The organism is Bradyrhizobium sp. Unk1 (genome assembly GCF_059512345.1).
The window spans coordinates 131,463-143,699 of record NZ_JCAMOP010000001.1; the positions used below are offsets into that span (position 1 = coordinate 131,463).

Here is a 12,237-nt window from a genome sequence, read left to right on the forward strand (position 1 = left end):
ATGTCAGGGTCGGCCCAAACGAACCTCAAGTTTCCGCCGGGTTCACGAATTCAGGTAAAGCCGGCAGCCGGTCCTCGCTTAGCTGGAAAGACCGGGACCGTGGTTGGGGCCGGATACTATCCGAAGAGCCTCCGCGTCATTCTGGACGGATCGAAGGGACCAATTACTCTTCACGTGGACTACGTGGCCATGATCAACACGTGAAGCGGGCGCCGCGTCCACGGCCCACTTGCGGAAAAAGGCGTTCTTCAATGTCGCGTTTCGAGTTACCCCAGAAGTATAGCCGGCCTCTGCTCCAGCATTAGGCCGCTCTTTTGACCCATTTCAGCCAATCTTTGTTAGTTGCTCGTTGCTCGGGGGAGGATCCATCAATCCCGGAGCCTGCGATGTTCAAGCAAGTAATTTCTGCGTGCTGCCTCGTTGTGATCACCTCGCTCAATTCCGATGCACGACCGTACCGCATACAGCACGCCTCCGAATGCAACGTCACCATGCCATGCGACTTCTCGAACTACGCGCAAATCTCGAACCAGCGAAGGGAGGTGCGAGACTCATTGCGTATACATCGAACCAAACAACTCACCGTCGTCGCCAATACAAATATTGCGGCGCCTGACGGCCCGGTCAGCACTCGGATCGTTGGCGGCCGCCCCGCGGGCTGCCCGTCCTCATTCTGCGGTTGTGCCGCAGCCCTGCGCCTGTTTGGTCGCATCGTTCCGGAATTGAATCTCGCGGCAAACTGGCTGAGATTTCCGCGTACATCGCCAGCAGCAGGAATGGTCGCGGCAAGACGCGGGCACGTTTTCGTCCTCGAGCAGCACATCGGGGGCGACGTTTGGATGGCGTACGACGGCAACTCAGGTGGACACACAACGAGAATACACGCGCGTTCTTTGAGGGGGTACACGGTTGTGAATCCGCGCGCGACGCTGACTTGAATTTAGCCCTTTATCGAATCGGCAACACGGTTGCCAAGTACCGGCATGCTTTCACTGGGACAGCGGCAACCTCTCGTCGCTGAGGCGCTGTTATGATCCCCGGTCGAAACACGACCTGATCGCTCCACGCAACCATATTTGGATGGTAAGGGAGCTGGAGGCAAATGTGCTGGCGGCGCCGATCGGCGGCCGTCAGCCAGAACCGTCAGGCCACGACGGATATCGCGCGCCCCCGCTCTCGCATCGCTCCCTGGATAGCCTTCTCAAGGGCGGCCTGATCGAACGGCTTCGACAGTCGGTGCAGATTGGAACGCGCATCGATGGGAAGCTCCGCATACCCGGTGCTCAGGAGGATGACCATACCGGGACGCTCCACGACCACGGCTTCAGCAAGCTGCAGGCCGGTCATGACCGGCATCGCATAGTCGGTGACGACAAGTTCGATGGTCTGGGTGCGGCGGAGGAGAGCCAATGCCTCTTCGCCCGAGCGTGCCTCGACCACCGCATGCCCGAGATCCTCCAGCATTGCCGCCGTATTCTCGAGCACGAGAGGGTCGTCATCGACCAGAAGCACGGAAAGCCGGCGGTCGGCCCGAAGCATCGGTGCCGGAGCCTCCGCGCGCGGTGCGAGCACCGCGGCCTCCTCCTCGGCTACCGGCAGCCAGATCTCGGCCGTCGTGCCCACTCCAAGGCGGCTCTTCAGGACGAGCCTGCCGCCGGACTGCTCGGCGAGGCCGTGAACCATCGATAGTCCGAGCCCGGTGCCTTTGCCGATACCCTTCGTCGTGAAGAACGGCTCCTGAGCGTGCTTGAGCGTTTCCTCGTCCATGCCGCAGCCGGTATCGCTCACCGAGAGCGCCACGTAGCGGGGAGCGCCAGCTTCGCGCTGCTCGTCTCGGGCGGAGATGGTTATCAGGCCGCCCGCCGGCATCGCATCACGCGCGTTTACGGCGAGATTGAGGATGGCCAGTTCGAGCTGGTTGGCGTCAATCTTTACGTTTGGCAGGTCCAACGGAAAGAGTGTGTCGATACGGACGCCTGCCTCGAATTTCAGCAGTGACGCCATGCCCCGCACCAGTGCGGCGATATCGACGACAGCCGGCTTGAGATCCTGTTTGCGAGCGAAGGCGAGCAAGCGCTGGGTTAGCAGAGCGCCCCGCTGCCCGCCTTGCATCGCGTTGTCCACGAGACGCTGTATCTTCGGATCATCGGTTTGCAGGCGTTTTTTCAGGAGCTCGAGGCTGCCGAGAACGGCGGCGAGCAGGTTGTTAAAATCGTGGGCCACGCCGCCGGTAAGTTGACCGATGGTCTCCATTTTCTGCGACAGCGTCAGCGCTTCGCGTGCCCGATCCAGCGCTTCCTGTGCCCGCCTCCTCTCACTGATGTCGCGCACGATGTTGGCAAACCCAGTGATCAAGCCGCTTTCGTTCCGTACCGCGACCAGGGTTGCCTCCGCCCAGAAACGGCTGCCATCCCGGCGCACGCGCCAGGCTTCCACTGCTGACTTGCCGTACCGCTCCGCCTCCAGGAGAGCACGTGCTGGCGCCCCGGACGCGCGGTCTTCGTCGGTATGAAGGATCGCGTAGCTGGTCCCAACGATGTCGTCGCCATACCCCATCAGCCGGCGCGCCCCGAGATTCCAGTTTCCCACGGCCCCATTCGGCTCGATCATGAACATGGCGTGATCGGCGATGCCCTCCACCAGGAGCCGAAAGCGTTCTTCACTTCGCCTCAGTGCGCTGGCCTCGCGTTGGGCGCGCTCCGCCGACACCCGATCGTAGACGGCAGCGGCAATCCCAATGCTCAGGATCAGGATGGTGGCGCCGGCCAGCAGAAATGCCAGCGGCGCCCGACCCACGAAATGTCCAGCGTGTTCGGCCATGGTGTTCGCTGGCACGAACAAGGCACCTTCCATAGCCGCGTAATGCATGCCGGAGATCGCGAGACCCATTACAAGTCCTGCGAACAGTCGCTGCGTCGCACTTGTCTTGCGAAAGGCAAGCCAGAGCGCCACGACCGAAGCGCACATCGCGATCACGACCGAGAGCACGACCCACCAAGGATCGTACGCGACGGATGCCGCCATTCTCATCGCGCCCATGCCCGTATAGTGCATGCCGGATATGGCGAGCCCCATCGCCAAGCCGGACACCAGGAGCGCCTGCGGGCGTCTTCCGACCACGGCAAAGGCCGCGGCCGCGACAACAATGGGGACGACAAGCGATAGAAAGGTGAGGAATGGATCGTAGGAGATCTCGACCCCGGGCAGCCTGAAAGCCAGCATGCCGACGAAATGCATGGACCAAATGCCGCCGCCCATGGCGGTGGCCGCGGCTGCAAGCCAAGCCGGACGAGCCCGCCCAGACGCGGCACGCATCCGGGTCGCGAGGTCGAGCGCTGTGTAGGAGGCGAGCGCGGCGATCAGGATCGACAGCGCCACAAGAACGGGATCGTGAGAGGCCGTATGGTGATTCATTTCCACCAGGTGGTAATGGAAATCCAGGGCAAATTCACCCTAGGTTGAAGGCATCGGGGCCCGCCCGGCCGCGATCCGTGGCACCCTGTCGGCAAATTCAAGCCGGATCCAGCCGTCGGGGGCTGTTTCCGCCCCGCCTTCCCTTGGGGATTTGAACCGGACCAGGCCTGTGCTGGGTCAGGCTCCATGCGCGGACCAAGCGGAGGATCGTGCCCCTCACGTGCGCCGCCCTGCAAATTGGGCAAGCCGGCCGCCTATTGCACCGCGAAGCCAATTGCGCCGCAACATTCAAAATGAGACTGCCCGTCAAGCCGCACGATGCGCCCATACGTGCACTGCATCCGACTTCGGTTAGCCTTCGTTCAACAGCCGGGCGCCTTTCGGGAGCCACGGCGCTGCGCCAATTCAGCGAAAAATTTGGCTACAGAGGGAGGAATGCAATGTTGAAATGCAGTGTGGGACTGATCGCTCTAAGCAGCCTTTTTCTTTCAGGCGCGGCAATCGCCCAGGAAAAGATCAAGGTCGGCGTCACGGCAACGCTGGAAGGCACCTACACGGTGCTCGGCGAGGACGGCATGCGCGGCCACCAGACGGCGCTCAATGTGCTTGGCAAGAAGGTCGGCGACAAAGAGCTTGAATTCATCGTTGCTTCGACCGACGCGACGCCGGATTCCGCGGTGCGCGCCGTACGCAAGCTGATCGAGCAGGACAAGGTGCAGATCCTGTTGTCGCCGCTCTCCGGCGACGAGGGCATCGCGGTCAAGAACTTCGCCAAGACGCATCGGGAGCTGACTTTCATCAACGCCGCCTCCGGCGCGCAAGAAACCACCTATGTCGATCCCGCGCCGAACTTCTTCCGCTACAACATGGATGGCGCGCAGTGGCAGGTCGGCCTCGGCAAATACGCTTATGAGGACAAGAAGTATCGCAAGATCGCGACCGTCGGCGAAGACTATTCCTTCATCTACACGCAGGTGTTCGGCCTCGTGCTCGAATTCTGCGGCGCCGGCGGCCAGGTCACCAACCGGCAATGGGTGCCGCTCGGCACCAAGGATTTTGCCTCCGTCATCGCGGCGCTGCCCGACGATGTCGATGCGATCTATCTCGGCCTGGGCGGTGCGGATGCCGTCAACTTCCTGAACCAGTACCAGCAGGCTGGCGGCAAGGCGCATCTGATGGGTGGTTCCATCATGATCGACCAGACCATCCTGTCCTCCAAAGGCAACGCCAAGAATGCGCTGGTCGGCACCATCGCTGCGAGCGGCCAGGCCGACACCTGGGAGGATCCGGGCTGGCAGAAGTTCGTGAAGGCGTATCAGGACGCGTTTCCGCCCAACAAGCGCTTCCCGAGCCCGTCGCTTCTTGCGACCAACTATTACGGCTCGACCATGGCGCTGATCCTCGCGCTGCGCGAGGTCAATGGCGATCTTTCCAACAACCAGGCCAAGTACAAGGAGGCGCTGGCCAAGATCGAGATCGACGCACCGAACGGCAAGATCAAGCTTGACGCCAACCGCCAGGCGATCGGCACCAACTTCGTCACCGAGGTCGTCGATGACGGCAAGGGCGCGCTGTTCAGCAAGGTCGTGAAGGTGATCCCGAACGTGAACCAGACGCTCGGTTACGATCCGGCGGTGTTCGCCAAGATCGGACTGCCGAGCCGCACGGTTCCGGAATGTAAGAAGTACTGACGCATTCATCGTCGCTCGTTTCGCATACCTCTCCGGCAACCGGGGCGATTTGCAGGCGCGATATCTTGCGCTCTTGCAATCTCGCCCCGGTTGTTGAACGCTGACTGAAAAGACAAGAACATTCGGGAGGGAAGGCATGAGCCGGGCGCTTGCCGTCTTTCACGGCCGGTTTGGTCGGGCGACGCTCTATCAGTTGAACCGCCCCTTCAACGTGCACGCACATCGCGAAGGTCATCTGATCTTCCATGTTGGCGGCCTGTCCGCATGCATCGACGTCTGTGACGGGCACTACGACCTCACGGAAAGCTCCATCGTTGCGGTCAATCCCTGGGAGCCTCACAATTTCCTGCCGTCCGATCTCGACGGTGGCGCGATCTTCTTCGTGCTCTACGTCAATCCGGAGTGGTTCGCGCCCGACGCGCCCGGCGCCGACCGCCTGCGTTTCGGCCGCACCCAGTTCAAGCGCACGGTCGCGCTCGACAAGCACATCAGACGAACCGCAGCGCTTGTGTGCGGCGCACCGTCACTCTCCAGCCTCGATGCCGAGCTGCGGCGACTGATCGACATCTGCTACGACGAAAGTTGGCAGCAGGCCGAGATCGCGCGCGACGCGCGCACGGCCGGCGCCGTCACCGACTTCCGCGTGCGCAAATGCATCAAGCTGATGTCTGAAAGTCCGGGCGCCGAAATGGAGCTCGACACGATCGCGCGCGAATCCGGCCTGTCGCGACCGCATTTCTACCGGCTATTCCGCACCCAGACCGGCGTCACGCCGCATCTCTACCTCAACACCCTGATCATGGAACAGGCGCTGGAAGCCCTTGTCGCCGGCGAAGCACCCATCGCCGACATCGGCTTCGACCTCGGCTTCTCCTCGCAAAGCGGATTCACACGCTTCTTCACCGCCAATGTCGGGATGGCGCCGACCGATTACCGCCGCGCCGCCAAGGTTTTGCGGGCCTGACCGCGCGCGAAAAGATACTGACGATCAAACGCTCCCCTTGTGCCCTCGCTAAGATGGTCGGAACGCGATCCCGAAAAGAGGATCGCAAGTCCGGGAGGACGCACGTCCATGGCGAGGTACGCAGCCTACGCAAGGCTGTTCGACCAGCGTTCAAAGCATGAGGCAGGGCAAGGTCGACGCGGCCTGATCGCTCCCTCCTCCCGCTTGCGGGGGCGCGAGGCCGGGATGAGGCGGTTGACATGACGCGCTTCGTCGAACGCCATCCGGCCTGGGCCCTGATCGTGATCATCGCGATCGCGCTTGCACTGTGGCTGACCCTGGCGGTGTGGCCGCCCGGACTTGAAGAGGCGATCGGCCGCAAGCGGGTCTTCCTGAACGCCGTGTTCAACGGCATCACGCTCGGCGGCCTCTACTTCCTGGTCGCCAGCGGTTTCACCCTGATCTTCGGCCTGATGCGCAACGTCAACCTCGCGCACGGCTCGCTGTATTTGTTCGGCGGCTATGTCGGCTACGCCATCAGCGCCTCGACCGGCTCCTGGCTCCTCAGCTTCATCGTCGCCTTCATCCTGACGGCGCTGGTCGGCGTCCTGCTTCAGCTCATCGTCTTCCGCCGCATGGAGGGCCAGGACTTGCGGCAGACCATGGTGACGATCGGGCTCTCGATCGTCTTCGCCGACCTGATGCTGTGGGCTTGCGGCGGCGACTTCTATCAGATCCAGACGCCGAACTGGCTGATCGGCCCGATCGAGCTGCCGCTGATCACTGCGGTGAAATCCTCGGGCGAGCCGGTCTATCTCCGCTATCCGCTGGTCCGGCTGGTGATCTTCGCCGCCTCCGTCGTGATCGGCCTGGCGATGTGGCTGGCGCTCAACCGCACACGCATCGGCATGATCATTCGCGCCGGCGTCGACGATCGCGACATCCTGGCCGCGACCGGAGTGCGGATCCAGCTCGTCTTCGTGCTGGTCTTCGCGCTCGGCGCCGGGCTTGCCGGCATCGCCGGCGTCGTCGGTGGCACCTTCCAGTCACTCTCGCCCGGCGAAGACATCCGCTTCCTGCTTGCCTCGCTCGTCGTCGTCATCGTCGGTGGCATGGGCTCGATCCCCGGTGCCGCCCTCGGCGCGCTGATCATCGGCCTCGCCGAACAGCTCGGTTCGGTCTACATCCCGACCTACGCCATCGTCGTGACTTTCCTGATCATGGTGCTGGTACTGGCAGTCCGGCCGCAAGGCCTGTTGGCGAGGCGCTGAGATGTCGCTCGCCCACGACGCCCGCGTCACCGTTCGTCCCGCCGCAGCGGCGCAGCGCCCCAAATTGCGCGGATGGCCCGAGATCAACAATCCTGCAGCCTGGATCGTCGCGGCCATTCTTCTGATCATGCCGCTGATCGCCAACGGCTTCTTCCTGATCGAGATCTTTGCGACCACGCTGATCCTCGGCATCATGGCGCTGAGCCTGATGTTCCTCGCCGGCTACGGCGGCATGGTCAGCCTGATGCAGCTCACCATCGCAGGCTTCTCCGCCTATATGGTCGCGGTGTTCGGCGTCAGCGGCAACGCCAATATCAGCCTGGGTTGGCCGTGGTGGCTCGCGGTCCCGATGGCGCTTGCGCTCGCGACCATGTTCGGAACGCTCGGCGGCGCGCTGGCGGTGCGCACCGAGGGCATCTACACCATCATGATCACGCTCGCGATCGGCGCGGCGTTCTATTATTTCACCAATCAGAACTGGGCGATCTTCAACGGCCATACCGGCATCAACACCGTCGCCACGCCGCATTTCTGGGGCGTCAACTGGCGCGCCGACATTCCCTTCTATTACATCGTGCTCGCGGTTGCTGCGCTGTGCTACTTCGCCGTTGAATACATCTCCCGCGCACCGTTCGGCCTGGCGCTGCAGGGTGTGCGCGACAATCCCCGCCGCATGGCTGCGCTCGGCTTCAACGTCAATGCGCACCGGGTCGCCGCCTACGCCTTCGCGTCCTTTGTCGCGGCGCTGGCCGGCGTGCTCCAGGTCTGGAACTACCGGCAGATCTCGCCGGGATCCGTGAGCGTCGGCGCCTGCATCGACATTCTCATCATCGCCGTGGTCGGCGGCATCACGCGTCCCATCGGTCCGTTCATCGGCGCGCTGATCTTCGTGCTGCTACGCACCTTCGCGCTCGACTTCCTGGTCAAGCTCGGGCTCGACGGCAACCGCTTCCGGCTGCTGATCGGTCTCGGTTTCCTCGCCATCGTCTTCTGGTCCTCGGACGGCGTGATAGGGCTCTGGCAGAGCTGGCGACAGCGCCAGCGATCCGGCGCGGCCCGTTCAAGCGGACGTCACGGTCAAGGATCCGGCCATGGATAGCGTCGCGCAACGCCTCTCGGCCGTCGGCGCCGGCGCGGCGCTGGAGCTTCGCGGCGTGACGCGCCTGTTCGGCGCGCTGGCCGCGCTCACCGACGTCACCATTACCGTGCGTCCCGGCGAGCGGCGCGCGGTGCTCGGCTCGAATGGTGCCGGCAAAACCACCCTGTTCAACTGCATCACCGGCGATTTCCCGCCCTCCTCCGGCACCATCCGTTTCTTCGGCGAGGACGTCACCCACTTCCCGCCCTACGAGCGCATCCGCCGCGGTCTGCGCCGGACCTACCAGATCTCCGCGCTCTTTCCCGGTCTCACCGTCCAGGACAACGTCTACCTCGCCTGCCGCGGCGTCTCGCGCGGGCGCTTCTCGTTCCTGCGCCCCGGACAGAACGACGCGCTGATGAGCGCGGCCGATAATCTCGTGCAGGCTGTCCATCTCACGGGCGTGAAGGACCAGCGCGTCGCCGAGCTTGCGCATGGCCAGCAGCGCCAGCTCGAGATCGCACTGGCGCTCGCGGGAGCGCCGCGCTTCGTGTTGTTCGACGAGCCGGCCGCGGGCCTGTCTCCGACCGAGCGTGCCGAGCTGGTCGAGATCCTGACCTCGCTGCCGGCGCATATCGGCTACATCATCATCGAGCACGACATGGACGTGGCGCTACGCGTCGTCGAGAGCGTCACGATGATGCACAACGGGCGCATCTTCAAGGAAGGCCTGCCGCAGGAGATCCAGTCCGATCCCGAGGTGCAGGAGCTTTACCTCGGAGGCGGCCATGAATGAGGCCCGCCGCTCCGCCGCCGCCCTCGAAGTCCGCGGCCTCGACGTCTACTACGGGCATTCGCATGCGCTGCAAGGCGTGGATCTGACGCTCGAAGCCGGCGTATTCTCGGTGGTCGGCCGCAACGGCATGGGCAAGACCACGCTGTGCAAGGCGATCATGGGACTGGTGCCGGTCAGTGGCGGCTCGATCCGCGTCCGCGGCGACGACATCACCCAGCGGCCGCCCGCCCACATAGCCCGGCTCGGCGTCGGCTACGTGCCACAGGGCCGGCGGCTGTGGCGCTCGCTCAGCGTCGACGAGCATCTGCAGCTTGCCGCGGGCCTGCGGCGCGGGCCGTGGACGGTCGAGCGCATCTACGAGACCTTTCCGCGATTGGCCGAGCGCAAGGATCATGGTGGCGGCCAGCTCTCCGGCGGCGAGCAGCAGATGCTGGCGATCTCCCGCGCGCTGCTCACCAACCCGCAGCTCCTGATCATGGACGAGCCGACCGAGGGGCTTGCGCCCGTCATCGTCGCCCAGGTCGAGGAGATGCTGGTGCGGCTTGGCGAGGACGGCGACATGTCCGTGCTCGTGATCGAGCAGAATATCGGTGTGGCCACGGCCGTGTCGCGCAACGTCGCGATCATGGTCAACGGCCGCATCAACCGCATCATCGATTCCGTGCGCCTTGCCGCGGACCGGGAGTTGCAGCAGCGCCTGCTCGGCGTCGGACTCCACGCCGAGCTCGAGCCCGCCATCGACGTGCCGGCTGCAGGCACCGGGGCGAAGGCCGCACCGCAGCCGTCCCGTCCAGGCGGCCCGATCCGCGTCTACATCTCCAATCCGACGCCGCCCACCCGATGGTCACAGCCAGTCCCGATCGCTCGCATCGAGGCCGCCGCCCGCACGCTCTCGACACAGGTGGCGCGTCTCGACGAGACCGCCCGGCGCCGGCGCGAGCCGGTCGCGGCGCAGATGCAGGGACCCCCGGTCGTGCTCGTCGTCGGCACGCTCGACACCAAGGGCACGGAGCTTCGCTTCATCCGCGACATCATCGCCGGGAGCGGCCTGCGCACGCGACTGGTCGATGTCTCCACCAGCGGCCGGCACGCAACCAGCGACGTCTCCGCCCAGGAGATCGCGTTGAACCATGGGCGCGGCGGATCGGCGGTGTTCGGACCCGACCGCGGCGCCGCCGTCACGGCGATGGCCGAGGCCTTCGCCAGCTGGCTGCGACGCCAGAGCAATGTGGCCGGCGTGATTTCAGCGGGCGGCTCGGGCGCGGCGTCGCTGGTCGCGCCGGGGATGCGGGCCCTCCCCGTCGGGGTGCCCAAGCTGATCATCTCTTCCGTCGCCTCCGGCGACGTCGGGCCCTATGTCGGCCCCGCCGACATCACCATGATGCATTCGGTCACCGACGTGCAGGGCCTCAACTCGATCTCGCGTGCCGTGCTCGCCAATGGCGCCTACGCGCTGGCCGGCATGGTCAGGGCCCGCCTCGATCAGCACGCGCGGAAGGATCGCGGCGACGGCGGATTGCCGTCGGTCGGCCTCACCATGTTCGGCGTCACCACGCCGGCGGTGCAGAAGATCGCGGCCGACCTGCGCGAGGATTTCGAATGCCTCGTCTTCCACGCCACCGGCGTTGGCGGCCGCTCAATGGAGAAGCTCGTCGATTCCGGGCAGATCGCCGGCGTCATCGATCTCACCACCACGGAAATCTGCGATCTCCTGATGGGCGGCGTGTTCCCGGCGACCGACGACCGCTTCGGCGCCATCATCCGCAGCCGCCTGCCTTACGTCGGCTCGGTGGGCGCGCTCGACATGGTCAATTTCGGCGCCCCGGACACCATTGCGGAGCGCTACCGCGGCCGCAAATTCCACGTCCACAACCCGCAGGTCACCTTGATGCGGACCACGGCGGACGAGAACGAACGCATGGGCCGCTGGATCGCCGATCGGCTCAACCAGATGGACGGCCCGGTACGCTTCTTCCTGCCCGAGGGCGGCGTCTCCGCGCTCGACGCGCGAGGACAGCCATTCTGGGATCCCGATGCCGATGCGGCGCTGTTCCGTGCGCTGGAGCGGAACGTGCGGCAGACCGCCAACCGTCAGCTCATCCGCGTCCCCAAGAACATCAACGATCCCGAGTTCGCCTCCACCATTGTCAGCGCGTTCCGGACCTTGTTCGGCCGCACCGGGGCGCGCCGGAGACTAGCGAGGTGATCGATGGCCCGGTTTGAACGCGCAGAACTGTTGAAACGCTTCCGCGACATGGCAAAGCGCGGCGAGCCCATCATCGGCGGCGGCGCCGGCACCGGCCTGTCGGCCAAGTGCGAGGAAGCCGGTGGCGTCGATCTCATCGTCATCTACAATTCCGGCCGCTATCGCATGGCCGGCCGCGGCTCGCTTGCGGGATTGATGGCTTATGGCGACGCCAACGCCATCGTGCTGGAGATGGCCGGCGAAGTGCTGCCCGTCGTGACCAGGACGCCAGTGCTCGCTGGCGTCAATGGCACCGACCCGTTCCGCGACATGGACGTTTTCCTGGACCAGTTGAAGGCGCTCGGTTTTGCCGGCGTGCAGAACTTTCCGACCGTCGGCCTGATCGACGGAGTGTTCCGCGCCAATCTCGAAGAGACCGGCATGTCCTATGCGCTGGAGATCGACATGATCGCCAAGGCGCGCGAGAAGGACCTGCTGACGACGCCCTACGTCTTTACCGAGAAGGAAGCCGCGGCGATGGCGATCGCGGGCGCGGATATCATCGTCTGTCACCTCGGCCTCACGACCGGGGGCAGCATCGGCGCGCAGACCGCACCCAAGCTCAAGGATTGCCCGGCGCGCATCGACACCTGGGCCTCCGCCGCGCTCAGCGTCAATCCGGACATTCTGGTGCTCGCCCACGGCGGACCGATCGCCGATCCGGACGACGCCGATTTCATCATGAAGAACACCCGCTACTGCCACGGCTTTTACGGCGCCTCCTCGATGGAGCGGCTGCCGGTCGAGCGGGCGCTGACGGATCAGGTACGCAAATTCAAGGCGATCGGCGCGCGATAAC

The 12,237-nt window shown here is 64.6% G+C and carries 9 protein-coding genes; 8 read left to right on the forward strand and 1 reads right to left on the reverse strand.

From position 1 onward, the window contains the following. Positions 1-386 precede the first annotated feature (386 nt). Positions 387-938, forward strand: a complete 552-nt coding sequence (locus AC5ZFO_RS00545) for a hypothetical protein (protein WP_282518511.1) — start codon at positions 387-389, stop codon at positions 936-938. 205 nt (positions 939-1,143) lie between these two features. Here AC5ZFO_RS00545 and AC5ZFO_RS00550 read toward each other — a convergent pair whose 3' ends face one another. Further along, entirely contained in the window at positions 1,144-3,414 is a 2,271-nt protein-coding gene (locus AC5ZFO_RS00550; RefSeq protein WP_496121197.1) for an MHYT domain-containing protein, read from the reverse strand. A 440-nt stretch (positions 3,415-3,854) separates the two neighbouring features. On the opposite strand from AC5ZFO_RS00550, the gene AC5ZFO_RS00555 reads away from it, so the two are divergent. From AC5ZFO_RS00555 to AC5ZFO_RS00585, 7 genes are all read left to right on the forward strand, one after another. Further along, a complete protein-coding gene (locus AC5ZFO_RS00555; protein ID WP_496121033.1) occupies positions 3,855-5,105 on the forward strand; it encodes an ABC transporter substrate-binding protein in 1,251 nt (416 codons plus the stop codon). A 136-nt stretch (positions 5,106-5,241) separates the two neighbouring features. Continuing rightward, entirely contained in the window at positions 5,242-6,069 is an 828-nt protein-coding gene (locus tag AC5ZFO_RS00560; RefSeq protein WP_496121035.1) for a helix-turn-helix domain-containing protein, read from the forward strand. A gap of 239 nt (positions 6,070-6,308) precedes the next feature. Then, positions 6,309-7,319: a branched-chain amino acid ABC transporter permease gene (locus tag AC5ZFO_RS00565; RefSeq protein ID WP_014496420.1), complete on the forward strand. Its 1,011-nt coding sequence runs from the start codon at positions 6,309-6,311 to the stop codon at positions 7,317-7,319. A 1-nt stretch (position 7,320) separates the two neighbouring features. Further along, on the forward strand, positions 7,321-8,418 hold the full coding sequence (locus AC5ZFO_RS00570; protein ID WP_282518513.1) for a branched-chain amino acid ABC transporter permease: 1,098 nt from the start codon (positions 7,321-7,323) through the stop codon (positions 8,416-8,418). Then, positions 8,411-9,193, forward strand: coding sequence for an ABC transporter ATP-binding protein (locus tag AC5ZFO_RS00575; protein ID WP_014496422.1), 783 nt, complete (start codon positions 8,411-8,413; stop codon positions 9,191-9,193). Before AC5ZFO_RS00570 ends, AC5ZFO_RS00575 begins: the two co-directional genes overlap by 8 nt. Then, positions 9,186-11,399 (forward strand): ABC transporter permease, encoded by a 2,214-nt coding sequence (locus tag AC5ZFO_RS00580; RefSeq protein WP_282518514.1) that lies wholly within the window; start codon positions 9,186-9,188, stop codon positions 11,397-11,399. Before AC5ZFO_RS00575 ends, AC5ZFO_RS00580 begins: the two co-directional genes overlap by 8 nt. A 3-nt stretch (positions 11,400-11,402) precedes the next feature. Then, on the forward strand, positions 11,403-12,236 hold the full coding sequence (locus AC5ZFO_RS00585; protein WP_282518515.1) for a phosphoenolpyruvate hydrolase family protein: 834 nt from the start codon (positions 11,403-11,405) through the stop codon (positions 12,234-12,236). Position 12,237: the final 1 nt, after the last annotated feature.

Coding starts and splice junctions, on each gene's coding strand:
- AC5ZFO_RS00545 (WP_282518511.1), top strand. CDS start 387: ATGTTCAAGCAAGTAATTTCTGCGTGCTGCCTCGTTGTGATCACCTCG.
- AC5ZFO_RS00550 (WP_496121197.1), bottom strand. CDS start 3,414: ATGAATCACCATACGGCCTCTCACGATCCCGTTCTTGTGGCGCTGTCG.
- AC5ZFO_RS00555 (WP_496121033.1), top strand. CDS start 3,855: ATGTTGAAATGCAGTGTGGGACTGATCGCTCTAAGCAGCCTTTTTCTT.
- AC5ZFO_RS00560 (WP_496121035.1), top strand. CDS start 5,242: ATGAGCCGGGCGCTTGCCGTCTTTCACGGCCGGTTTGGTCGGGCGACG.
- AC5ZFO_RS00565 (WP_014496420.1), top strand. CDS start 6,309: ATGACGCGCTTCGTCGAACGCCATCCGGCCTGGGCCCTGATCGTGATC.
- AC5ZFO_RS00570 (WP_282518513.1), top strand. CDS start 7,321: ATGTCGCTCGCCCACGACGCCCGCGTCACCGTTCGTCCCGCCGCAGCG.
- AC5ZFO_RS00575 (WP_014496422.1), top strand. CDS start 8,411: ATGGATAGCGTCGCGCAACGCCTCTCGGCCGTCGGCGCCGGCGCGGCG.
- AC5ZFO_RS00580 (WP_282518514.1), top strand. CDS start 9,186: ATGAATGAGGCCCGCCGCTCCGCCGCCGCCCTCGAAGTCCGCGGCCTC.
- AC5ZFO_RS00585 (WP_282518515.1), top strand. CDS start 11,403: ATGGCCCGGTTTGAACGCGCAGAACTGTTGAAACGCTTCCGCGACATG.